22 protein-coding genes are annotated in these 22,838 nt (G+C 45.6%); 6 read left to right on the top strand and 16 right to left on the bottom strand.

Annotated features, from left to right (window positions below):
- Window positions 1–156 precede the first annotated feature (156 nt).
- A complete protein-coding gene (locus B0180_RS09335) occupies window positions 157–1,758 on the top strand; it encodes an ABC transporter permease (protein WP_078256665.1) in 1,602 nt (533 codons plus the stop codon).
- Window positions 1,759–1,786: 28 nt separating this feature from the next.
- Complete coding sequence (locus B0180_RS09330; RefSeq protein WP_078256664.1) at window positions 1,787–2,821, top strand: ABC transporter ATP-binding protein; 1,035 nt, start codon at window positions 1,787–1,789, stop codon at window positions 2,819–2,821.
- Window positions 2,822–2,867: 46 nt separating this feature from the next.
- On the opposite strand, the gene iscX is transcribed toward B0180_RS09330, so the two are convergent.
- The 3 genes from iscX to ahpF all read right to left on the bottom strand — a co-directional run bounded on the left by iscX (window position 2,868) and on the right by ahpF (window position 5,259).
- Window positions 2,868–3,065, bottom strand: coding sequence for a Fe-S cluster assembly protein IscX (gene iscX / locus B0180_RS09325; RefSeq protein WP_049237875.1), 198 nt, complete (start codon window positions 3,063–3,065; stop codon window positions 2,868–2,870).
- Between the two features lie 51 nt (window positions 3,066–3,116).
- Window positions 3,117–3,587: a DMT family transporter gene (locus tag B0180_RS09320; protein ID WP_064609986.1), complete on the bottom strand. Its 471-nt coding sequence runs from the start codon at window positions 3,585–3,587 to the stop codon at window positions 3,117–3,119.
- A 115-nt stretch (window positions 3,588–3,702) separates the two neighbouring features.
- The gene (gene ahpF / locus B0180_RS09315; RefSeq protein WP_078256663.1) at window positions 3,703–5,259 is read right to left on the bottom strand and encodes an alkyl hydroperoxide reductase subunit F; all 1,557 of its coding nucleotides are present in this window, start codon (window positions 5,257–5,259) and stop codon (window positions 3,703–3,705) included.
- Between the two features lie 235 nt (window positions 5,260–5,494).
- Here ahpF and B0180_RS09310 point away from each other — a divergent pair, with 235 nt between their 5' ends.
- A complete protein-coding gene (locus tag B0180_RS09310) occupies window positions 5,495–5,728 on the top strand; it encodes an HP1242/YdcH family protein (RefSeq protein ID WP_078256662.1) in 234 nt (77 codons plus the stop codon).
- A 167-nt stretch (window positions 5,729–5,895) separates the two neighbouring features.
- Here B0180_RS09310 and ahpC read toward each other — a convergent pair whose 3' ends face one another.
- A complete protein-coding gene (ahpC, locus tag B0180_RS09305) occupies window positions 5,896–6,462 on the bottom strand; it encodes an alkyl hydroperoxide reductase subunit C (RefSeq protein WP_049237867.1) in 567 nt (188 codons plus the stop codon).
- Between the two features lie 224 nt (window positions 6,463–6,686).
- Between ahpC and B0180_RS09300 the strand changes: the two genes are divergently transcribed.
- The gene (locus B0180_RS09300; protein ID WP_064618527.1) at window positions 6,687–7,592 is read left to right on the top strand and encodes a hydrogen peroxide-inducible genes activator; all 906 of its coding nucleotides are present in this window, start codon (window positions 6,687–6,689) and stop codon (window positions 7,590–7,592) included.
- Between the two features lies 1 nt (window position 7,593).
- Here B0180_RS09300 and B0180_RS09295 read toward each other — a convergent pair whose 3' ends face one another.
- From B0180_RS09295 to B0180_RS09250, 10 genes are all read right to left on the bottom strand, one after another.
- Entirely contained in the window at window positions 7,594–8,316 is a 723-nt protein-coding gene (locus B0180_RS09295; RefSeq protein ID WP_233424964.1) for a M48 family metallopeptidase, read from the bottom strand.
- Window positions 8,283–9,206, bottom strand: coding sequence for a D-alanine--D-alanine ligase (locus tag B0180_RS09290; protein WP_078256660.1), 924 nt, complete (start codon window positions 9,204–9,206; stop codon window positions 8,283–8,285). Before B0180_RS09290 ends, B0180_RS09295 begins: the two co-directional genes overlap by 34 nt.
- Before the next feature lie 38 nt (window positions 9,207–9,244).
- Complete coding sequence (gene murC, locus B0180_RS09285; protein ID WP_078256659.1) at window positions 9,245–10,690, bottom strand: UDP-N-acetylmuramate--L-alanine ligase; 1,446 nt, start codon at window positions 10,688–10,690, stop codon at window positions 9,245–9,247.
- A 32-nt stretch (window positions 10,691–10,722) separates the two neighbouring features.
- Window positions 10,723–11,811, bottom strand: coding sequence for an undecaprenyldiphospho-muramoylpentapeptide beta-N-acetylglucosaminyltransferase (gene murG / locus B0180_RS09280; RefSeq protein ID WP_078256658.1), 1,089 nt, complete (start codon window positions 11,809–11,811; stop codon window positions 10,723–10,725).
- Window positions 11,812–11,945: 134 nt separating this feature from the next.
- A complete protein-coding gene (gene gshB, locus B0180_RS09275; protein WP_078256657.1) occupies window positions 11,946–12,920 on the bottom strand; it encodes a glutathione synthase in 975 nt (324 codons plus the stop codon).
- A 65-nt stretch (window positions 12,921–12,985) separates the two neighbouring features.
- A complete protein-coding gene (gene pyrE, locus B0180_RS09270; RefSeq protein WP_078256656.1) occupies window positions 12,986–13,633 on the bottom strand; it encodes an orotate phosphoribosyltransferase in 648 nt (215 codons plus the stop codon).
- Window positions 13,634–13,776: 143 nt separating this feature from the next.
- The gene (gene tsf, locus B0180_RS09265) at window positions 13,777–14,655 is read right to left on the bottom strand and encodes a translation elongation factor Ts (RefSeq protein ID WP_049237855.1); all 879 of its coding nucleotides are present in this window, start codon (window positions 14,653–14,655) and stop codon (window positions 13,777–13,779) included.
- Window positions 14,656–14,732: 77 nt separating this feature from the next.
- Window positions 14,733–15,548 (bottom strand): 30S ribosomal protein S2, encoded by an 816-nt coding sequence (gene rpsB / locus B0180_RS09260; protein ID WP_049237853.1) that lies wholly within the window; start codon window positions 15,546–15,548, stop codon window positions 14,733–14,735.
- Window positions 15,549–15,786: 238 nt separating this feature from the next.
- Complete coding sequence (smc, locus tag B0180_RS09255; protein WP_078256655.1) at window positions 15,787–19,413, bottom strand: chromosome segregation protein SMC; 3,627 nt, start codon at window positions 19,411–19,413, stop codon at window positions 15,787–15,789.
- Window positions 19,414–19,543: 130 nt separating this feature from the next.
- Window positions 19,544–20,041, bottom strand: a complete 498-nt coding sequence (locus tag B0180_RS09250; protein WP_049237851.1) for an RNA pyrophosphohydrolase — start codon at window positions 20,039–20,041, stop codon at window positions 19,544–19,546.
- Between the two features lie 312 nt (window positions 20,042–20,353).
- Here B0180_RS09250 and B0180_RS09240 point away from each other — a divergent pair, with 312 nt between their 5' ends.
- Together B0180_RS09240 and B0180_RS09235 are read left to right on the top strand one after the other, a co-directional pair.
- The gene (locus B0180_RS09240; protein ID WP_078256654.1) at window positions 20,354–20,767 is read left to right on the top strand and encodes an OsmC family protein; all 414 of its coding nucleotides are present in this window, start codon (window positions 20,354–20,356) and stop codon (window positions 20,765–20,767) included.
- A complete protein-coding gene (locus B0180_RS09235; protein ID WP_078256653.1) occupies window positions 20,764–21,186 on the top strand; it encodes an MAPEG family protein in 423 nt (140 codons plus the stop codon). Before B0180_RS09240 ends, B0180_RS09235 begins: the two co-directional genes overlap by 4 nt.
- Before the next feature lie 18 nt (window positions 21,187–21,204).
- On the opposite strand, the gene B0180_RS09230 is transcribed toward B0180_RS09235, so the two are convergent.
- The gene (locus tag B0180_RS09230) at window positions 21,205–21,915 is read right to left on the bottom strand and encodes a pantothenate kinase (RefSeq protein ID WP_078256652.1); all 711 of its coding nucleotides are present in this window, start codon (window positions 21,913–21,915) and stop codon (window positions 21,205–21,207) included.
- A 30-nt stretch (window positions 21,916–21,945) separates the two neighbouring features.
- Window positions 21,946–22,836 carry a biotin--[acetyl-CoA-carboxylase] ligase gene (locus B0180_RS09225; RefSeq protein ID WP_078256651.1) on the bottom strand — a complete coding sequence of 297 codons (891 nt, stop codon included), beginning with the start codon at window positions 22,834–22,836 and terminating at the stop codon, window positions 21,946–21,948.
- Between the last annotated feature and the right edge of the window lie 2 nt (window positions 22,837–22,838).

Genomic DNA, 22,838 nt, shown 5'->3' with positions numbered 1-22,838 from the left:
AAAAATTGCGTCAATTTGCAAGTTTTGTAAATAAACCTGCCACATTTGTGCTATTATAATAGAATATTTTGCAAATAGAAACAAGAAGAATTATCATTATCGCTAAATTTTTAGTAGATATCTGATAACTCTTTGATTTATCTCACTTTTGATCTCATGAACTCATCTTCTGTTTTATCCCGCCTATGGCTTGGTCTTTGTGCCTTATTGGTATTGGTGCCGTTGGCGGTCATTGTGTTTGCTTTACATAGCTTTGATGCTGAGATTTGGCAATTTTTATTAGAATACGAACTGCCATTATTGCTAAAAAACACACTTTTTCTTGTGCTTGGCGTTGGGGTTGGGGTGACCGTCATCGGCACAACGACTGCTTGGCTGACTGCCATGACCGATTTTCCCTTGAAGCGATTTTTTGCTTGGGCGATGATGCTGCCCTTAGCGGTGCCGGCATATGTGCTTGCCTTTGTGCAGTTGGGCATTTTTGATTATACCGGGATGATTAGCACTTATTTGAGGCAGGCTTGGGGTCTTGAGCAGGGGCTGCCCGATGTTCGAAATGGTTTTGGCTTAACCGTGGTGATGAGCCTGACTTTGTACCCTTATGTGTATTTATTAGCAAAAAATGCCTTTGGCAGTATGGGTAATCGTGCGCTTGAGGCGGGGGCGTCATTGGGTCTTTCTTCAACACAAGCATTTGTAAAACTCGCGCTTCCTATGGCAAGACCTTGGATTGCAGGCGGTACGATTTTGGCGCTCATGGAAGTTTTGGCGGACTTTGGGGCGGTGAGTGTCTTTGGGTATGATACTTTTACGACAGCCATTTATCAGGCTTGGTTTGGGTTTTATTCTATTGATACTGCCAAGCAGCTTGCCAGTTTATTGATTGGCTTGGTGTTTGTGTTTTTATTGCTTGAGCAAATCAGCCGAGGACGCCGCCGCTTTGAGGTGACAGGGCGCGCCAGCCACCACCGCACCATAACCTTGATAGGATATAAAAAATGGCTTGCCACCTTATACTGCAGCCTAATCTTATGCTTAGCTTTCATCGTTCCGCTCATTCAGTTGACCGCATGGGCGATCACAAGCTGGCAAGAAGTCGTACTCACTGAGCTTATGATACAGATTTGGCATTCGGTGAGTATCAGTCTGATGACCGCCTTGGTCGTTGCAGCGACCGCGTTATTTATTGTCATCGCCGCTCGCTCAGACAAAAGCCGTTATGCTTTAGCCGCCACCAAAATATCCACTTTGGGCTATGCCATTCCTGGTACTGTCTTGGCGGTCGGTGTCTTTGTGCCTGTGGCGTGGCTTGATAATTGGCTGATTGCAAACATAGCTGCATTTTCAGATACTGATGCGATCTTTAAGGGGACGATCTTTGCCATGCTCATTGCGCTATTGATTCGCTTTTTGGCGCTCGGCGTACAGTCGGTCGATGCAGGCATGAAACGCATTCGCACGACGCACATCGAAGCGGCTGCCTCTTTGGGGTCGACGCCTTTTGGCACAGTGCGCCGCGTTTATTTGCCGCTGATCAAAAGTACGCTGGGCGTGACCATGCTGATGGTCTTTGTGGATACCATGAAAGAGATGCCGATCACACTGATGATGCGTCCTTTTAATTGGGATACGCTGTCGGTGCGGATTTTTTCTTTCACTAGTGAAGGCTTGTATGACAAAGCCTCTTTACCAGCACTGGCGATCATTTTGGCTGGACTGATTCCTGTCATATTATTTGCTAAGATGGACCAAAAGTAGCCTTTATTTTCCTATCATCGAGACACTCATGCTAAGTATTAAAAACCTCTCCATCAGTTTTGATCAAAGACCCATTTTGACCGATATCAGCTTTGATCTACAATCAGGACAGATCGCCTGCCTGCTAGGCGCGTCTGGCTGCGGTAAAACGACGCTACTACGCTGTATTGCAGGATTTGAGACGCCTGACAGTGGCAGCATCCGCATTCAAGATCAAACGCTGCATGACAGCCAAATTCATATCCCTGCGCATGAGCGGCAAATCGGCATGGTATTTCAAGACTATGCCCTATTTCCGCATCTGACTGTGAAAGATAATATCGCCTTTGGGCTGTCTAAAATGGACAAAACCGCCAAGTCTAAGCGCGTGGAAGAAATGCTTGAACTGATTGGTATGAGCGAGTATGCCAATTACTACCCTCATGAATTGTCAGGCGGTCAGCAGCAGCGTGTGGCGTTGGTACGTGCGCTTGCACCGCGTCCGAGCTTGATTTTACTTGATGAACCGTTTTCAAATCTAGATGTTGAACTAAGAACCAGTCTGTCCAAAGAAGTGCGCCGCCTGCTCACCTCCCAAAATGTCTCTGCCATCTTGGTGACACATGATCAAGCCGAAGCCTTTGCGATGGCAGATGTGGTTGGGCTGATTACCCAAGGCAAACTGCAGCAATGGGATACACCAAATGCCCTGTATCAGCACCCTGCCAATGAATCGGTGGCGCGCTTTATTGGCGAAGGTGTGATTGTTGACGTGCTCACTATGACAGATGATGGATTTGATAGCCCAATCGGCTTCATTCCTATTCCGCTGTCTGCTCACGCCACCAAAGCCTTGATCCGCCCTCATGATGTGAAGCCTAGCCAAGACCCCAACGCCATCGCTGTCACAGTCATTGATAAAGACTTTCGCGGCGGCTATTGGCTATACACCCTGCGCTCTGTCCAAGGTCAGATGCTACTGATGCAAACCTCAATGGCTGTCAATCACAGCAGCCATGAGATTGGCGATCACATTGGCGTGGTGATACGCCGAGCATCTGGCATCACTTCAAGCGATTCATGACTGATTAAGCGCAATAAAAAACCCAAGCAAGTACTTGGGTTTGTGTTTATAGCTCATCAAGCCACGCCATCTGAATGGCTTCTAAAATTCGCTCATTAGACTTGTTGGGATCATCATCAAAGTCTTCAAGCTCACACACATAGCGGTGCAAATCGGTGAAACGGATATATTGTACATCCTCATCAGGATATTTTTCAGCCAATGCAATGGCGATATCTAAAGTGTCTTGCCAAGTTAACTTCATGATTTTCTCCCATATTTTTTATATTGTATCACACGCGCTGATACGCGCCAATTATTTCATCATACTACTTAATTTATCACCAAACATAAAAATCAGCAAACCTAAAAGCATCACCAAAATGCCGATATATTTTTGCCAAGATAAGGGGCGGGTGGGCATTTGGATCAGCCCATAAGCATCGATCGCCATACCCGCTGACAGTTGACCTAATATGATCAAAAACACCATATTGACCAAGCCGATCTTAGGTGCAAGCAGGACGGTAGAAAAAACAAATGCCGCACCAATCAAGCCACCCAGCCAGCGCCACCAAGGCTGCTCCGGCAGACCAGCCCAGGCAAGTGTTAAATTGCTTTGGCTGATCATGATCACGCCCAAAAATATCGTCCCAATCAAAAACGAGATAAATGCTGCAATGACAGGCTGATCGCCTAGACCAGCTGCCAATCGTGAATTGATGGCTGCCTGTATGGCTGCGCCTGCACCCACAAAAAACGCCAAAAGCCAATAAAAATACTGCATGATCGCCCCCTGATATCATGCCACCATCATACACCATCAGGCGGCAGTGACCAAGCCTGTGACATAAAAATTACGCGCTATTTTTGTAGCGCGTAATTTGGGGTAATTGGCGTTATTAACCGTTCATCATCAAATATTCAAAGGCTGATAAGCCGGCCTTAGAGCCTTCGCCCATTGCGATATTGATTTGCTTATAAGGCACTGTCGTCACATCGCCACATGCAAAAATACCTGGCTTATTTGTACGGCACTTAGCGTCAATCTCGATCTCACCTTGAGCCGTGGTTGCGACCAACGCTTTGGCAATCTCTGAATTTGGCACCAAACCAATTTGAACAAATACCGCGGATAATGGCAAAGTTTGATTTTCACCACTGGTACGATCTTGATAAACCAAAGCATTGACTTTATTACCATCGGTGGTGATCTCGGTCGTTGCTGCCGATTTAATGATCGTAATGTTGTCGCGCGCTTCGGCTTTGTCGATCAATACCTGATCGGCGCGCAGCGCATCACCAAACTCAAGCACCGTCACATGCTTGACAATACCCGCCAAGTCTAAGGCGGCTTCGATACCCGAATTACCACCGCCGACGACAGCAATATCCTTACCCTTAAAGAAAGGACCATCACAGTGCGGACAGTACGCCACGCCATTACCGATATTTTCATCTTCACCTTTGACGCCAAGCTTACGCCATTTGGCTCCCGTCGCCAAAATCAAAGTGCGAGAAATCCAAGTTGCACCAGTGCTTAGGGTGACTTGATAACCACCTTCGACTTCTTCTAACTTAGTTACGCTGACATGCTCTTTGACGGTGATATTATACTCTTTGATATGCGCTGCCAAATTGGCGGCAAGCGTATTACCATTGGTCAAAGGAATGGAGATTAAGTTTTCGATATCTTGAGTGTCTTTGACTTGACCACCGATGCGATCCGCCACCATCGCAACACGCAAGCCCTTACGAGCGGTATAAATCGCTGCCGCTGCGCCCGCTGGTCCACCGCCGATGACAGTGACATCTTGGGTCTCAAGCTGCGGCTCATCACCTGCTGACAACAGATCTGGGTACTGCTCTTGCAGCTTTTCGATGATCTTGGCGGTATCCACTTTACCATTAGCAAATGGCTTACCGTTTAAAAAGACTGCTGGCACGCCCTGAATTTTCTTTTCGGCTACCAATTCAGGAAATACGCCACCATCAATCATTTCATTTTCGATATGATCGTTCAAAATCGCGAACTGATTGAGCGCTTGAACCACATCTGGGCAGTTATGGCATGACAATGAAACAAAAGTCTGGAATTTAAGCGGCTCTTGAATACGCTTAACCAGCTGCTGAATATCTTCATCCAGCTTTAATGTATGCCCGCCTGCCTGCAAGATGGCCAAAATCAATGAAGTAAATTCGTGTCCCCCTGGAATACCGCTAAACACAATGCCTGTTTCGCGATTTTCTGTGGTGATTTTAAAGCTCATTGGTGATAAGTCACTGTCCACCGCCGAAGCGTCAAATTGGATTTTGTCAGTTGTGCCTGCAATTTTACTCAAAAAATCAACCAATTCGGCACGCTTATCATGTTCGCCCGCGCCGATCACCAGCTGAATTGGGCGCGTCATATTGGCGCTGTATGATTTGACGGCGTCTAATAAACCTTGATCTAACATATTTCCCCCTATCGTGTTATGAAATTATCGCTGTTTGAACAGCTCATATTGTTATTATAACTCATTGAATCGCATTCAAAAAATTAGGAATTTCAAACATTGTCATTACTAACATTAAATCATCAAAATGCACTGTATTTAACTTGATAATCAGCGTCAATCTTGATAATATAATCTTAAGATTACAACTTGGCACTGATACTAAAATCGGTCCACGCATCTCAAGGAGAACACCATGCTACCAGAATATCGTGAACTTATGACACAACTAAAAGCCGAAGGTGATAAGCACTTTTTGAAGCTATTTGATGAGCACAATGATCTAGATACGCAAATTGATAATCTTGAAAAAGATCCTGTGGCTTCAGCCAGCCGTGTTGGCGAAATTGATGAAATGAAGCACAAAAAACTTCATCTAAAAGACGAACTAAAAGCCTACTTGGATAAAGTATCAGCTGAGCGTGGTTAATCAATCACCCTAAAGCCTTAAATCTCAAAAAATCAGCCATTCAGTGGCTGATTTTTTATTGATAAATTTTTAAAATTGCAAAATCGAATGAATAAAAATCCCCAAAGCTTGATGCCTTGGGGATTATTTATCTGATGCTATTGAATTACTCAATATGGCAGCAGATCTTAGATTTTACCAACTAGGTCTAGGCTTGGCTTCAGTGTCTCTTGACCAGCTTCCCAAGCTGCTGGGCAAACTTCGCCATCGTTGTCGCGTACATATTGAGCTGCTTTAACTTTACGAACCATATCTTTGGCGCTGCGACCAATACCTAGGTCATGGATTTCAGCAACTTTGATCACGCCATCTGGGTCTACCAAGAAAGTACCGCGTAGTGCTGCGTTGTCTTCTTCGATCATCACATTGAAGCCGCGAGTGATCTTACCAGTGCCATCACCAAGCATTGGATATTGTACTTTGCTGATCGCAGGTGAAGCGTCATGCCATGCTTTGTGTACAAAATGCGTATCAGTAGATACAGCGTACACTTCAACGCCCAAGCCTTTTAGCTCATCGTAATGTGCTGCCATGTCTTCAAGCTCAGTTGGGCAAACGAAAGTAAAGTCATGTGGATAAAACATGAAAATCGCCCAATTGCCCTTCACATCGTCAGACGTGATGGTTTTAAACTCACCATTAACATATGCTTGAGTTGAAAATTCTGGAATGGTTTGGTTAATAATTGCTGCCATAATATTCACCTTTCTTTGGTTGATTTATTGGATTATACACCATAACTGCAAGCAAAAATTGCGATCCTATCGCGTCTGCGCTGCTGTAGTGTCTTAATTATAATACAACAAAATCATAGGTTTTCTACAGTTAAAACTTCCAAAGATATTGTTTTATTTTATCAAACTTAGGTACAATAGGACTGTCATTAAGTGATGATAAAATTACGTTTTTAAGGACTGACATGATCACACTACGCCAATTAGAATTTGCGCTTGCAGTTGCCAAACATCGTCATTTTAAGCGCGCGGCTGAAGAATGTAACATTTCCCAATCAGCCTTAAGTTTGGGTATCGCCGAACTAGAAAAGCAGCTTGATACACAGATTTTTGAGCGAAATAATAAGCAAGTGCTCATCACCCCCATTGGCGAAGAATTGCTAGAGCGAGCCCAAAGAATTTCTAGTGAGATCAATGACTTGATGACACGCGCGCACAGTCACCAAGTCCCACTTGCCTATCCGATGACCATCGGCATCATTCCGACGATCGCCCCTTATTTATTACCAAAAGTCCTACCATCTCTTAAGCAGCTACATCCACATTTTGAGCTGTCAGTGGTCGAAAAACAGACCGAGCGGCTCATCGATCAGGTGCGCTATGGACATATTGATACAGCGATCATCGCCCTGCCTTATCCGCTTGATGGCTTGCATGCGTTTGAGTTTTGGGCGGAAGATTTTTTTGCAATTTTACCTGAAGATGACGAACACATCCACAGCGGTAAAATTAACAGCGACGATTTATCCAAGACCAATTTATTACTGCTCGGTGAAGGTCACTGCTTGACCGATCAAGTGCTGTCTGTCTGTGCGCTGAGTAAAAGTGAGATCCAGTCAAGTTTTTCTGATGCCAGTTTAAACACATTGATTCAAATGAGCTTGGCAGGCATGGGAACAACCTTGGTGCCCAAGATGGCGCTAGAACAGATCAAAGACACCAAAGCAGTCCATGCCGTCCCTTTGGCTGAGCCAGGTCCGCATCGCCGATTGGCTTTCATTACTCGTCTCAATTATGCGCGCGTCAATGATGTGCGCCTACTGAGCGAAATTTTTGGTCAAGCGCTTGCGACGGCAGAAAACGAAGCGTAATTCATCGTTTGGATTTTTTTAATAAGCCATGCCAATATTGATAATCTGGCATGGCATTTTCGACACTTCTCCAAAAATCGGCGCTGTGATTGGCATGATGCAGATGACAAAGCTCGTGAACAAGCACATACTCCAAACATCCCAAAGGATAAGACGCAAGATGGGTGTTTAGGGTGATTTTTGCAGATAAAGTATTGCAGCTCCCCCAACGACTGGACATCTTTCTTAGGCGGATGGCAGAGGCTTGTTTACCCACTTTAGGCTGCCATTTGGCGAGCAAACTGGGCATGCGTCGGCGGATTTCATCTTGATAAATCCATGTGATCAGCGCCTGTTTGGATAATTGTTTTAGGCGCTTCAAGGTATGAGTGGGCAACTCTTTATGATGAATTGTTAGCCATTCTGCCACATCCAAGTACTCGCCCCAAAGTGTCTCATAGTGCGACTGCTTCATCATCAATGTGCGATGACAGCGTATCGCCCAATCTATCTTAGCGCGAATGGCGTCTGTCAGTATTTGATCGCAAACATGCTTGGGCGCACTGACCTTCAGTGTCGCTTGAGTCATGCGAAAGTTAATAAGTTTCACTTGCTTTTTTTGGACAGACAACACAATACCATGGCTAGCAAACTCGTCAATCAGCTTAGCCATGGTATCGGATATCTGATGGGATGTGGCAGAATGGGCAGCTATGCCAAAGTTTCGCTGAGAATCTGTAGGCATAATTCATCAAATGCCATGCCGCGAGCACGCGCTGCCATCGGTACAAGGCTATGATCGGTCATGCCCGGGACAGTATTTAGCTCCAACAAATACAGCTTACCTTCTGTATCTTTTAAGAAATCCACACGCGCCCAACCCTCACCGCCAATGGCTGAAAACGCATCTTTGGCAATTTGATGCATCTGCTTTTCTTGCTGCTCAGTCAAATCTGATGGACATTGATAGATGGTATCATCACGCAAGTATTTGGCTTCATAGTCATAAAACTTGCCTTTAGGGATAATGCGAATGCTAGGCAAAGCCTCACCGCCAAGCAGCGCGCACGCATATTCACCGCCAGTCAAAGCCTTCTCCGCCAGAATGGCGCCGTGATATTGCTTAAGCTCAGGATACGCCTTGGCAAGCTCGCCTGGATGTTCGATCATCATGACGCCCACGCTTGACCCTTCTGCGGCAGGCTTGACAAATAATGGCAATCCCAGCTTTTGTTCCACATCATCAAAATCGGTCTCATCATCCAAAACCACATAAGGAACATTTGGCAAATCAAGCGCCTGCCAAATCAGACGACAGCGAAATTTATCCATGGCGATGGCAGAAGCAAGCACGCCACAACCTGTGTAAGGAATATTAAAACCGTCAAGCACGCCCTGAAGACTGCCATCTTCGCCAAATGTGCCATGCAGCACATTAAATACCCGATCATATTGGCGCAGTGCCATGATATCGGTCTGCTTAGGATCGAAATGATGCGCATCAACACCTTTTGACAGGAGCGCTTGCAGTACTGCTTTACCGCTATTGAGCGATACTTCACGCTCTGTACTTGTTCCGCCACAAACAACAGCCACTTTACCAAAGCGAATTTGATCAATAGTTTGGGTACTCATGTATTTTCTCTTTATTAATGATTCAAACAATTTTGGTCTTAAACTTTATTATTCAAATACAGCTGGTTATCACGCAGATCCAAGCAAATTTGTCCCACATTGCCCGCACCTTGGGTGATGAGCACATCTCCCGCCTGCAAGATCCGCTGCATGACAGGTGCCAAATTATCTTTATCAACCAAAGTAGGCTCTACTTCACCGCGAAGTCGAATACTGCGCGCCAATGATTTGGTATCAGCGCCAACAATTGGCGCCTCGCCAGCAGCATAGACATCCAATAATAACAGTTCATCAACACCTGACAACACTTCCACAAACTCATCAAAACAATCACGCGTTCGGCTATAGCGATGCGGCTGAAACATCAGCACCAAACGGCGCTCAGGATAGCTTTGACGGGCGGCTTTGATCGTTGCGGCTACCTCTGTCGGATGATGCCCATAATCATCAATCAAAAGCACATCACCATCATCAATCTGTACCGTTGCTTGATGTTCAAATCGACGACCTACCCCAGCAAATTTTGACAAAGCCTGCATAATGGCTTCATCATCCACACCTTCATCAGTTGCCAATGTGATTGCCGCCAAAGCATTATAAACATTATGCTCACCAGGGACATTAAGTGTCAGGCGTAAGGGCTCGTGATCTTTTCTTAAAACCGTAAAATGTGTCTTGGTGCCATCAGCCACCAAGTCGATCGCCTGCACATCATTATGTCCTTTTAAGCCGAAAGTCAGCACAGGACGGGCAATTTCATCAATCATGCCGTACAGCTCTTTGTCATCGCCACAAACGACCGCCAAACCATAAAAAGGCATATTATGTAAAAACTGTATATAAGCTTGCTTTAATTTATCAAAACTGCCTTCGTAGGTATCCATGTGATCTTCATCAATATTTGTCACAATCGCTGCCATCGGGCGCAATGATAAAAATGACGCATCGGATTCATCAGCTTCTGCTACCAGATAACGACTCTTACCCAAAGACGCATTCGTTCCTGATGCATTCAATTTGCCGCCAATCACATAGGTTGGATCAAAGCCAGCTTCGGTGAGCATCATGGTCAGCATACTGGTTGTGGTGGTCTTGCCATGCGCGCCTGCCACAGCGATACTATGACGATAGCGCATGAGCTCGCCTAACATGTCTGCGCGTCGAACGACAGGTAAGCGGGCTTGTAAGGCTGCTTGAACCTCAGGATTTTTTTTATCAATGGCTGATGAGACCACCACCACATCTGCCATTTTGATATTACTGGCATCGTGACCGATATACACCGTCACATCCAAGCTTTCTAGGCGCTCAGTGACTGCGTTTGCCTTAATGTCTGAGCCAGTCACTGCATAGCCTTGGTTGGCTAATACCTCAGCAATACCACACATACCAGCGCCGCCAATACCAACAAAATGAATATTTTGAATTCGTCGCATTTCTGGAATTTCTATTAAGCGTTTTGGGAGCGTTGTTTTGGTTGGCATTTAAAAATTATCCTCAAAAAGGTAGTAAAAAATTAATTAACTGACTGCTCAATCACATCAGCCACGATGACATCAACTCGATCTTTTGCTTGACTGCGTGCGATGCCAGCCATGTGCTGACAGTGTTTGCGATCCAGCTCATCAAGTGTTATGGCGAGTAATTGACCAGTCAATGCAGACTGGGGCATTAAGATTGCGGCGCCAGCATCCACCAAAACGCGGGCGTTGGCAGTTTGATGGTCATCCACAGCATGCGGCAGCGGCACAAAAATCGCAGCAACGCCCGCATTTTGAATCTCCGTCACCGTCAAAGCGCCAGCACGGCAAACAATCACATCCGCCCAAGCATAAGCCGCTGCCATATCCTCGATAAATGGCTTGAGCTCTATGACATGTTTGGTATTATCAATGCCTGCTTGAGAGTACGCCACCAGCATTTGATTGTGGTTATCTTTACCACATTGATGCTGCAGCGAAAGCGGACGATTGACAAGTTTTAGCATTTCAACAACTGCTTGATTGATTGCCATCGCGCCCAATGATCCACCCACCACCAACACTTTGAGTGGTGAATCGTCATTCAAATAACGCTCTTGTGGTGGCGCAATATTCGCGATAGATTGGCGCACTGGATTGCCCACAGTCAACACTTTTTTGCCGTCGCTATCAAACGCGCCATCAAAAGCTTGTAGTACTTTATCGGCATGACGCGCTAGATTTTTATTACTCATGCCGGCAATGGCGTTTTGTTCATGAATGATGAGTGGGATTTTGCACAGCTTAGCTGCCAAGCCGCCTGGCGCAGTAACATAGCCACCAAATCCAACCACAGCATCTATTTGATGCGTCTGGATAATATTGCGTGCTGCCATGACAGATTTTAACAGCATGAAGGGCAGCTTTAGCATACGCATCAACCCTTTACCGCGCAGCCCTTGCATCTCAATTTGATGCATCTGATAGCCGTGTTTTGCCACCAAGTCATTTTCCATGCCATTTGGTGTGCCTAGCCAGTGAATGGTCGCTCCACGCCGCGCAAGCTCATCTGCCACCGCCAATGCAGGAAAAACATGACCGCCAGTACCAGCCGCCATCATCAGCACATTTAATTTTTTTGACATAAAATTATCCAATCAATCATCCACAGCGATAAAGGCAGTTATTTTGGATGACTTTTTACACGAACTCAAGTAGTTTTTTGCGACATTTTGTCAAGCAAGTTTTGCGCATTCACTGCTAATAACATCAAAAATTATCATTCAGCGCTTGGCGTTGTATGATGTTTGAGATTCGTTTCAATAAATTCAATAAAATCAACGGCAATCTGCGTGCCGCATTGATCATCAATCTCACGCACACAGGTTGGGCTGGTAACATTAATCTCGGTAATATAACCACCAATGACATCCAGTCCGACAAAATACAAGCCTTTTTCCAATAAAGTTGGCGCCACTGCATTAGCCAATTGGCGTTCACGCTCCGTCAGCGGCATTGCCACACCCCTACCGCCTGCCGCTAAGTTCCCCCGTGTTTCGCCTTGGGAAGGAATGCGCGCCAAGCAATATTCGACAGGCTTGCCGCCTACGATCAGCACACGCTTATCCCCTTCGACAATGGCAGGGATGTATTTTTGTGCCATGATGGGTAACTCACCCATCTGTGTCAGCATCTCAAGGGTGGCGCCGATATTAGGGCTGTCCGCCGTCAAGCGAAAAATGCCCATACCGCCCATACCATCTAAGGGCTTGACAATCACATCTTGATGTTTAGCGATAAAAGCGCGAATATGCGCTTGCTTATTGGTGACGATGGTCGGTGACATCAGTTCGCTAAACTGCGTGGCAAACAGTTTTTCATTACAATCTTTAACAGACAAAGGATCATTGACCACCCAAACACCTGCCCGTTTGGCATAATCCAGCAGATGCAGCGCATACAAAAACTTCATATCAAATGGTGGATCTTTACGCATCAAAATCACATCAAAATCCGTGACAGGATGGATTGATGTTTCACCAAGCTCATAAAAATTTTCAGGATTTTTAAAAACTTGTAACGGCTGAGCGTCCACATTCAGCATGCCTTGACTAAGCCACAGATCATGAATCTGACAATAATACAGCTCATGCCCACGCTCATCTGCCGCCCACATCATCGCAAGCGTGGTGTCTTTTTTATAATTCACTGTGGCGATGTCGTCCATCACGATCAAAAATCGAAGCTTTTTCATCTCATCATCCCGATATTTTAATTATTTATGCTATTCATATTAGCCAAGTTTGATTGCATCAGGGTTTAGCTGACACCATACTCGGCACGATAAGCCTGCATTTGAGACAGCTCTTCTTGAGATCCGTGTTTGGCGACATACTCAACAATATCATCCATCGTCACCAAAGCAAGCACTGGCACTTGCAGGCTTTCGGCAAGCTCTTGAATGGCTGATTGATCACCTTGACCTTTTTCTTTACGATCAAGCGCAACAATGATACCCGCAACGCTTGCGCCGGCTTTATCCAGCAAGGCGATCACTTCACGCATGGCGGTGCCTGCAGTCATGACATCATCGATCACCCAGACAGATTTACCTTTTAAATCAGCACCCACGAGCATGCCACCTTCGCCATGATCTTTGGCTTCTTTACGATTATAGCCCCACTCAGCATTGATTTGGTGCTCACGCCACAGCGCTTGAGCGGTCGCCGCCACAAAAGGAATGCCTTTATAAGCGGCGCCAAAGATAACCAGATCATCTTGATTGGCATGTTTGGCAAGGGCATCTGCATAACCTTCTGCAAGCACACTTAATAATTCACCTGTCGACAGTAAACCTGCATTAAAAAAGTAGGGACTTTTGCGCCCTGACTTTAGGGTAAACTCACCAAAGCGCAAAACTTGGTTTTTTAAGGCAACTTCAATGAACTGCTCAGGATGAAATGACATAAAGATTCCTCAATCTTATAAAAGGCAATAAGTTAAACTATTTTACTCTGTATGATCGATTTTTACAATTAACGGCGGATAATTTCAGACAAAATAAAAACCCAATAGGCAAGCCATATTGGGTTTTTATGAACAGCTTAAAATTAAGCTTTGGCAGCAGCTTGAGCAGCAGCAACTTCAGCAGCGAAGTCTTCTTGCTTTTTCTCGATACCTTCGCCAACTTCTAGGCGCTTGAAGCTAACCACAGTGGCGTTTTCTGATTTTAGAACGTCGCCAACTTTTTTATCGTTGTCCATGACATAAGGCTGATTCACCAAAGTCACTTCGTTCAGATACTTTTGTAGACCGCCAGTGATCATCTTCTCAACGACCGCTTCTGGCTTGCCAGATTCTTTGGCTTTGGCTTCGATGATGTCTTTTTCGCGGGCTAGGATATCTGCAGGCACATCAGCTTCGTTCACAGCCAATGGATTGAACGCCGCCACTTGCATGGCAACCGCTTTACCCACTTCTTCAGAACCGCCTTCATAAGAAACCACAACACCAATGCGTAGACCGTGGCGATAAGCAGCTAGGTTAGCGCCTTCGATCACTTCAGCACGGCGAACTTGGATGTTCTCACCGATTTTTTGAACCAATGCAACACGCGCTTCTTCAACTGATGAACCGTCACCATAAGGTAGCTCAGCAATGGCTGCCACATCTGTGGTGTTATTTTGAAGTGCAAGCTCAGCAACTTTATTGGCAAATGCAGTGAAGTTATCATCTTTGGCAACGAAGTCAGTTTGGCAGTTTACTTCTAGTAGCAATGCTTTGCCTTCGCCTTGAGCAATGATGATCGCGCCATCAGCAGCGATGTTACCTGCTTTTTTGGCAGCTTTAGCTTGACCTGATTTGCGCAGATTATCAATCGCAAGTTCGATATCGCCGCCTGCTTCTTCAAGTGCTTTTTTGCACTCCATCATGCCAAGACCAGTACGGTCACGCAGCTCTTTTACTAGCTTTGCAGAAACTTGAGTCATGTCAATTACCTTAAGTTTTAATTGAACAAAAATTTGGGATAAACTCGGCATGACCCTGCCATACCGAGTTTACTAAATTAGTAGTTATTTACAACTTGACCAGCTTGGTCAATTTTGTCTTCTACAGGTGCAGTCGCGTTTTCGCGGTTCGCTTGCTTATCAGCATCAGTAGCATCAGCGGCGCCTTGAGTCTTCGCATACTCTTTACCCGCGATGATGGCATCTGCCATTGCAGTCACATACAAATTGACAGCGCGGATCGCGTCGTCGTTCGCTGCAATCACATAGTCAACATTATCTGGGTTTGAGTTAGTATCTACGATACCGATCACAGGAATACCAAGGTTTTTGGCTTCTTTGATAGCGATCGCTTCGTGATCAACGTCGACAACAAACAACGCATCAGGCAAACCGCCCATCTCTTTGATACCGCCCAAAGCACGCTCTAGTTTTTCCATTTGACGAGTACGCTCAAGCGCTTCACGCTTGGTCAACTTTGCAAATGTGCCATCTTCAGCTTGCTTTTCTAGCTCTTTTAGACGAGTGATTGACTGGCGAAGGGTTTTCCAGTTTGTTAGCATACCGCCCAACCAACGATGGTCAACATAAGGCATGCCTGCACGCTGTGCTTGCTCGCGGATCACCGCGCTTGCTGCACGCTTAGTACCAACAAACAAAATCTTATTGCGAGCTGCTGCTTGCTTGTTCACGAAAGTTAGTGCTTCGTTGAACTGCTTAACAGTATGCTCAAGGTTGATGATATGAATGCGATTACGAGCACCAAAGATGTACTGGCTCATTTTTGGATTCCAAAAACGAGTTTGGTGACCGAAGTGAGCACCTGCTTCTAGCAAGTCGCGCATTGAGATTTGAGTTGGGTTTTTATCTGACATAAAAAAATCCTAAAAGGTTGGGTTACGCCTCCACGAAATCAAAATACCGAATCCATTGGCACGCATTCGCCACGATGACGAATTATTCAAACCAATGGACACCCCGATATTTCAGCGAATTTCGTGTGTGTAGTTTAAGTTAAAATGAATCATTGCCCATTGATAAAAATGGACGCATTATTATACCAAATTTTTATCACTAAATCCAAGTAAATATTAGCCAATTGACAGTTTTTATTTAGTAATTTGGTTCTAAATATTTTTCGGCTTCTTGTAAATCCACCGTCACCAAGCTTGAGATGCCGGCAGTCGGCATGGTGATGCCTTTTAATTCATCAGCGATCTGCATGGCAAGCTTATTATGACTGATAAAGATGAATTGAACCTCATCGGCAAGCTCTTCGATCAAGCTGGTGAATCTTGCGACATTGGCATCATCAAGCGGCGCATCGACTTCATCAAGCACACAAAAAGGCGCAGGGTGCTGCTTAAAAATGGCAAAAATCAAGCTCAATGCCGTCAAGGTCTTCTCGCCGCCCGACAGCACGGCAAGCCTTGAATTTTTCTTACCCTTGGGCTGTGCCATCAGCACCAGTCCCGCTCGCCATTTATCCGCCTTGGACAGGCTATCATCTGCCATCAAGGTTAAGCTTGCTTGACCGCCGCCAAAGACTTTTGAAAATAGTGCATTTAGCTCTTTATTTACCGACTCAAGCGCTGTCAAAAACAGCGTTTTGGTTTTTTCGTCAATCGCGCGGATGGCATCTTGAAGCTTTTTCATGCTTTGGGTGATGTCGTTGATTTGCTCATCCATGGGCGAGACGCGCGCCTCAAGCTCGGCAAGCTCAGCCGCTGCTGCCAAATTCACCGCGCCAAGCTCGGTAATTTTGGTCTTGATTTGATTTTGTTTTTCCAAGTTATCGGTAAAAATTTGATTGGGATTTGCTCGAAAATCTGCCAATTTGGATGACAAATTAAACGATTCATCCAAACGCATCAGCTCATCACCAATATCTTGAACGCGGCTTTCACCGACCGCTGCGTCCGCGCTGATCTGCGCCAAAGCTGCTTGAGCGGTGGCAAATTTGGTGTGCGCCTCGGTCAGCGTTTCTTGTAATTTGCTTTGGGCAATTTGCTGTGCTTTGGCTGCCGATTCATATTCATCACTGGCGATCTTAAGCTCATGACTCACCGCTTTGGCAGCTTTAAACGCCTCTTCAAGCGCCGGCAGCTTTTGGCTCAATGCCAGCTGTGTGCTTTTGGTGGTTTCAATGTCTGCTTGGGTTTGTGATGCGCTGTGTTTTGCCATCTCAAGCAGGCGCTCGGCATGGGTTTTGGCTTGCGTGAGCGTGCCAAGCTTGATTTGTAAAGCCTGATACGAGTCATTTTGGGCTTTAAGCTTGGCAGCAGCCTCTTCGATGCGCGTCGTCTGTATTGTCATGGCTTGATTTGCCTGCTCAAATTTAGGCTCAAGCTCGCTCAAGCTAAGTTCGCAGGTGTCGATCTCTGCCTTAAGCTCTTGCAGCTCATTTTTAATACTGTCATTTTCATCATCAAGCTGCTTGAGCTGATTGCCAATACTCTCGCGGCGCGATTTTTCAGAATCAAGCTTGGCGGTTAGCATTGTCACGCTTTGTTCTAATTGGTGCAGCTGCTGAGTGGTGGCGTGTTTTTGGGCAATGATTTCTTCAAGCTCAATTTTACTGCTTTGAAGCCTTGTCATTGCTTGTTTGAGCTGCTTTTGATCTTTTTCAAGCGAGTCTTCAAGCGTATTTAGCTCATCTTCTAACACTTCTAGTCGCTCAAGATGCTTTTTTCGATCACTCAAGAACTGACTGCTGGTATCGCCAAGTTTTGAAAGGTGCATCATACCAAAACTGCCCACCAGCCAACCAGCCTTGGTGACAATCATCACACCAAGCAGCGCACCTGTCTGTAGATCTGTGAGCGGCTCATCACCCACATATAAATAGCAGCGCCCAAATAACTCCAGCGTGGGCGCACTAAACAGCCGATCAAAGCGCACCAGCTGCTGTTGTATTGATGTGGGTAATTGGGAGATCACCTCATTGGCATGGATTGATGAAGAGACAATGCCTGCATCGCTTTTTTTGCCTGACTTTAAGATGACATGATCATTATCATCCATCGCATGATCCAAAAAAGCCGTTGGCAGATCATCGCTCAGACGCGCACTGAGCCAAAATCCCAAAAACTGATCCAAAATGTCTGCATGCGCCAAACCTGCCCCTGTCAGCGCTAAACTTTCTTTTAGGCTTGGTAGCGCATTCAAGGTTGTGAGCGCATCCGCATCAGGCGACATCGTGATTTTATTAGACTGCACTTTGGTGTGCGTCAGTTTGTGCAAAATTTCATATTCACCCATCAAGCTGGCATGGCGTTTTTCTTGGCTTTGCACATGAGCTTGAGATGTTTGAACCGCTACTCTTAGCTCTTCTACGACTGATTTTAGGGCTTCATCATCATTAAGATGTTCAAGCTTTTGTCTCAGCGCTGCGGCTTTTAGGGTATCGGCAGACAGCTGCTTTTGCGCCTCGGTGGTATCACTGAAGCGGTTTTTGGCGGCGATAAGCTCGTCATATCGAGCCTGCCACTTGGTCAATCCTGCCTCCAAGCGCTGATGCTGAGACTGCGCCAATTTCTTGAGATTTTCAAGATGATTTTTTTCTTGTATTAAGCCATTAAGCTCATCTCGGCGCGACTGCCAAGCCATCTGCGCCTCGCTTTGGGCTTGCTTGGCATTGGTGAGATCATGTGTCATCGCCTCTGTTTCAGGCAAGATGAGATCTAAGGATTGATTGATTTGTAACAGCTCATCTTGTGCATGATCGATATTGGTCAAAGCGTCATGGTGCTGCGCATTTAGGCGGGCGATTTTTTCATCATTTTGAGCCATTTGGCTATTAACTGTATAAAAATTATGCTGTGCGGTCTGCTCTGCCATCTGCGCATTGTGATAGTTATCTTTGGCTTCATCTTTGAGCCACTGCGCCTCAGCGACGCGTGCAGACAGCACATCAAGCTCGCGGCGCACTTGATTGGCTTCGGCTTCTAGCTTGGCAAGCGTCTCACTTGATTTGCCCTGCTCACCCTTTTTTTGTTCATGATGGCGCCACGCTTCAAATAAACGCCTGATCAGATCGTCTTTTTGTAGCACTGTTAATTCATCAGTTAAGGCTTGGTACTGCTTGGCAGACTCCGCTTGACGGATCAGCGTTTTATGCTGCTTTTTGAGCTCGCCTTGTAAATCTGAGAGCCGTTTTAGGTTGTCTTGGGTTTCGCTGAGTTTTTTTTCGGTATCAGCTCGGCGTACCTGATAGCGAGACACGCCTGCCCCTTCTTCGATAAATTCTCGAAGCTGCATGGGGCTTGACTCAACGATGCGCCCAATCATGCCTTGCTCAATCACCGCGTAACTGCGCGCGCCAAGCCCTGTCCCCAAAAACACATCTACCACATCACGGCGGCGCACTCTCTGACCGTTGATAAAATAATCAGACTTCCCTTCTTTGGTGACTTGACGGCGCAGTGACAGCTCTTGATACAGATTGAGCTCATGGCGAATGCCGTGCGTTTCGTCTTGAGTATGCTCAAAAATCAGCTCAACACTTGCCAAGCTTTTAGCGGCACGCCCTTCCACGCCTGCAAAAATCACATCACTCATCGCACCGCCGCGCAGCTGCTTGGCGGAAGTCTCACCAAGTACCCAACGAATCGCATCGATGACATTGGATTTGCCGCAGCCATTGGGTCCTACGATGGCGGTAATATCATGTCGAAAGGTAAATGTTGTGGGATTGGCAAAGGATTTAAATCCTGCCAGTTTTAAAGATTTTAGGCGCATGAAAACTAAGACAGATGGTGGCAAAAGGAGAGTATTTTAGCAAATTTTACCTAAGTATGCTAATCACAAAACCCAAATCGCCCTCAAAACAAAAACCATCACCAATGTGGTGATGGTTTTTGATGGCTCATCATGTTTTCGTTGCCAAAGGCTTTTGTCTAGGCACGGCGTCAATCAGTTCAAGCAGCGCCCTTTGATAAACATTGCGCTTAAAGGGCACAACCCCCGTCAAAGGAAACCAATAACTCACCCACTGCCAATCATCAAATTCTGGAACACCCACATCAAAACGGATGTGTTTGGTGTTGGCTTCATCAAGATATAACAAAAACCATTTTTGCTTTTGTCCAATGCACAAAGGCTCTTGCCCTGCGCGCACATAGCGTTTGGGCAAGCGATAGCGCAGCCAATCGCGGGTCACTGCGAGCACTTTGACGTGCTCAGGATGTAGCCCCACTTCTTCATACAGCTCGCGATACATCGCATCCAGCGGTGTTTCGCCGCGGCTAATTCCCCCTTGCGGAAATTGCCAACTGTCATGTCCGATACGCTTTGCCCACAAAAGTTGCCCGTGTGCATTTACCAAGATGATGCCGACATTTGGACGAAACCCGTCTGCATCAATCATACTTAAACTCTTAATTTATAAATTAATTTAAATTTCATCAAAGACTTTTGATGAATCACTTGATGTCTATTAAACCAAAAAACAGCGCAAAAGTATAGGGTTTTATCCAAGTGCTCCTGTGATCAAATTACTATTTGTATGATGTGATGACAGCTTAATTTGGCTCATGATTTTTATGATAAAAAGTTTTTTATACCGTTAAAAACTCAATCGGCTAAAATCGGCAGCGGCTCAAATGGTTTGCCAAAGACTGCCAAACCAAGTAAAATGAATTTGATAAAAAAGTTGAATGTTACATAAAAAGGTTTTGATATGGCACAATTAGATGCAGAATTAATTTGGGAAGATGGCGTGCATTTTGTGGGTACTTCACCATCAGGACACACCGTCCATCTTGATGGAGATAAAACCGCTGGCGCAAGTCCGATGGAGCTGATTTTATTAGGGCTTGGCGGCTGTGCCAGTTATGATGTCGTAAGCATCATGAAAAAATCTCGTCAAGAGATCACCGATGTCCGCTGCCAAATGCGCGCCCACAGAGCAGATACCATCCCTGCAGTATTTACCGACATTCACTTACATTTTGTGGTGACGGGCAGCAATATCAAAGAATCACAGCTTGCCAAAGCCATTGAGCTATCCGCCGAAAAGTACTGTTCAGCCTCACGCATGTTGTCAGCAGGCGGGGTGAATATTACGCATGATTATGAGATCGTTGATGTATGATGTATGCACTCTTTGCTAATACAGGTATCAAAATGACCATTATTTTAATGGTCATTGCCTGTTTGTTGCCGTATCTGTGCGCCTCACTTGCCAAATATGTGGGCGGTTTTAATATGAAGGACAATCAGGCGCCGCGTGAATTTTTGGCAAATACTCAAGGAGCCGCCGCAAGACTCAACCATGCTCAAACCAACAGCTTTGAGAGTCTGCCAATTTTCTTGGCTTCTGTATTGATTGCCATTTATGCTTTTGTACCTGCAAGCATCATTAATATGCTTGCGACAGGCTTTATCATCTTTCGGATATGTTTCATCATCAGTTATGCAGCAAATTTAGCCATTTTGCGCTCCGTGACTTGGATGCTGTCATTGATTTGCTGCATCATGCTATTTATTTTGGCATATCAAATGGGCGTGTAAGCGTAAGTAAGTTAACACTTAACAAAAATATCTTTGCAGTCCTTTTAGTAGCAGATCTTCATCGACTTGGATATGGTTTAGGTGCGGTTTTAGCATTTGTGCGCCGCCACCTGTGAGTATCACTTCAAAATTTGGATAGTTAGCTTGCACACTGGCGACAGCGCCCACCACCCCAAATAGCACCCCATGATTGACAGCATCATCAGTGGTCGTACCAAGGCTTAAGTCATCAAATCGCCCTTGCTTGACGCCGATTTGCTGCGTGCCTGCGTACAGGGCGTGGCGCTGCATATACACATTGGGTAAAATATAACCGCCCAAGTGCGTATCTTTATCAATAATATCAATGGTGAGCGCCGTGCCACACCCAACCACGCACTGCTGACGCATCGGATCAACTGCGCCAAGCATCTGCAGCCATCTATCCACGCCCAATTGTGATGGGTCGTAGCGGCTCGTGAGCATGGGATGCTTATCGTTGACTTTGGCAAATTCAAAAGGGACGCCAAGCTCATCTAAAGTTGCCGCAATGGCATGGTTAATTTTTTCACCCAAGACACTAGAAATCCCCACAAAACTTGGCTCAAACTGCGCAAATGTTCCAAGCAGCCCCATCAAAAGCTCATTGGGTGCTTTTAGGTGCTCTTTGGCATCAGATAAGATGATTTGATCATCTTGGATCATCCAATATTTTAGGCGAGTATTTCCCAAGTCAAGCCATAACACCATCGCATTTTCCATAACACCAATCCCTGAATTTTAACTTTTTAATTGAACCATGCCGGCAAACAGACTGTGCTCGCCTTGCTGGGTTTGTAATACCAACGCCCCTTGATCATTGATGCCGATACAGCGCCCCGTGTGCGTGATCTTTTCTCGGTCATCCTGTAAAAACACCTGCACATCTCGCCCCGTCAGTACATGCACCTGATTAAATTCATGAACAAACTCAGTCAGCGCCTGATGATGAGCCAAAGTCAACTGATTATGATGGGCGACAGCTTGGCAAATCGCCTCACAGATCGGCTGATACAGTGTCGCAGCGGCTGGTAACTCATCTGCCTGCCAAAGATCGCTAAGACTCGTAGACTCATACAGCGAATTTTGGATCATGGGGCTGTTTTTTACATTCAGCCCTACACCAATCACCAATCCTATCAAGGTGCTGTGATCATTGATGGGTTTAAATACTGGCTCTATCAAGATGCCCGCCAATTTATGAAATTTAGGATGCGCCTGATCAATAAATCCCAAATCATTTGCCCATTTGACGCCAATACTGGGTAGGTTTTTGGTCATGCACATTTGGTTTATTTGCTCAATGATGGGCATTTTTACCAAATAAAAACCCACCAGCAGTGAAATCAATCCCGATAACTGATCAATGCCAAAGTCATGAGCTTGTGTGCGCATTGGTACATATAAAGACAAAAAAACATTGCCTTGGGGGCTGATCCAAGAACGACCATGCTGTCCGCGCCCAGCGCTTTGTTGATCGGTGGTATATAAATGCAGCGTCTGATGTGCAATTTGACCTTGAGTGAGTGCATCCATCAGCTCAGAATTGGTACTTTGGGCAAGCTTAGCATGGCGATGGTTGGCTGTCACGGTTTGCCACAGCTTGCTAAGTTCAGTTTTACTCAAGTTCATTG

The sequence above is a fragment of the Moraxella canis genome, assembly GCF_002014965.1.
GTDB classification, from domain to species: Bacteria; Pseudomonadota; Gammaproteobacteria; order Pseudomonadales; family Moraxellaceae; genus Moraxella; species Moraxella canis.
This window is presented reverse-complemented; position numbering and strand designations above follow the sequence as displayed.

What these genes read in the sequence shown, in the direction of transcription:
- iscX (WP_049237875.1), bottom strand. Translation starts at nt 3,065, where the DNA reads ATGAAGTTAACTTGGCAAGACACTTTAGATATCGCCATTGCATTGGCT.
- B0180_RS09250 (WP_049237851.1), bottom strand. Translation starts at nt 20,041, where the DNA reads ATGATTGATGCAGACGGGTTTCGTCCAAATGTCGGCATCATCTTGGTA.
- B0180_RS09335 (WP_078256665.1), top strand. Translation starts at nt 157, where the DNA reads ATGAACTCATCTTCTGTTTTATCCCGCCTATGGCTTGGTCTTTGTGCC.
- B0180_RS09295 (WP_233424964.1), bottom strand. Translation starts at nt 8,316, where the DNA reads ATGCCTACAGATTCTCAGCGAAACTTTGGCATAGCTGCCCATTCTGCC.
- B0180_RS09300 (WP_064618527.1), top strand. Translation starts at nt 6,687, where the DNA reads ATGATCACACTACGCCAATTAGAATTTGCGCTTGCAGTTGCCAAACAT.
- B0180_RS09330 (WP_078256664.1), top strand. Translation starts at nt 1,787, where the DNA reads ATGCTAAGTATTAAAAACCTCTCCATCAGTTTTGATCAAAGACCCATT.
- ahpC (WP_049237867.1), bottom strand. Translation starts at nt 6,462, where the DNA reads ATGGCAGCAATTATTAACCAAACCATTCCAGAATTTTCAACTCAAGCA.
- B0180_RS09240 (WP_078256654.1), top strand. Translation starts at nt 20,354, where the DNA reads ATGGCACAATTAGATGCAGAATTAATTTGGGAAGATGGCGTGCATTTT.
- smc (WP_078256655.1), bottom strand. Translation starts at nt 19,413, where the DNA reads ATGCGCCTAAAATCTTTAAAACTGGCAGGATTTAAATCCTTTGCCAAT.
- rpsB (WP_049237853.1), bottom strand. Translation starts at nt 15,548, where the DNA reads ATGTCAGATAAAAACCCAACTCAAATCTCAATGCGCGACTTGCTAGAA.
- murG (WP_078256658.1), bottom strand. Translation starts at nt 11,811, where the DNA reads ATGTCAAAAAAATTAAATGTGCTGATGATGGCGGCTGGTACTGGCGGT.
- B0180_RS09310 (WP_078256662.1), top strand. Translation starts at nt 5,495, where the DNA reads ATGCTACCAGAATATCGTGAACTTATGACACAACTAAAAGCCGAAGGT.
- ahpF (WP_078256663.1), bottom strand. Translation starts at nt 5,259, where the DNA reads ATGTTAGATCAAGGTTTATTAGACGCCGTCAAATCATACAGCGCCAAT.
- pyrE (WP_078256656.1), bottom strand. Translation starts at nt 13,633, where the DNA reads ATGTCATTTCATCCTGAGCAGTTCATTGAAGTTGCCTTAAAAAACCAA.
- B0180_RS09225 (WP_078256651.1), bottom strand. Translation starts at nt 22,836, where the DNA reads ATGAACTTGAGTAAAACTGAACTTAGCAAGCTGTGGCAAACCGTGACA.
- B0180_RS09230 (WP_078256652.1), bottom strand. Translation starts at nt 21,915, where the DNA reads ATGGTGTTATGGCTTGACTTGGGAAATACTCGCCTAAAATATTGGATG.
- murC (WP_078256659.1), bottom strand. Translation starts at nt 10,690, where the DNA reads ATGCCAACCAAAACAACGCTCCCAAAACGCTTAATAGAAATTCCAGAA.
- B0180_RS09235 (WP_078256653.1), top strand. Translation starts at nt 20,764, where the DNA reads ATGATGTATGCACTCTTTGCTAATACAGGTATCAAAATGACCATTATT.
- B0180_RS09320 (WP_064609986.1), bottom strand. Translation starts at nt 3,587, where the DNA reads ATGCAGTATTTTTATTGGCTTTTGGCGTTTTTTGTGGGTGCAGGCGCA.
- B0180_RS09290 (WP_078256660.1), bottom strand. Translation starts at nt 9,206, where the DNA reads ATGAGTACCCAAACTATTGATCAAATTCGCTTTGGTAAAGTGGCTGTT.
- tsf (WP_049237855.1), bottom strand. Translation starts at nt 14,655, where the DNA reads ATGACTCAAGTTTCTGCAAAGCTAGTAAAAGAGCTGCGTGACCGTACT.
- gshB (WP_078256657.1), bottom strand. Translation starts at nt 12,920, where the DNA reads ATGAAAAAGCTTCGATTTTTGATCGTGATGGACGACATCGCCACAGTG.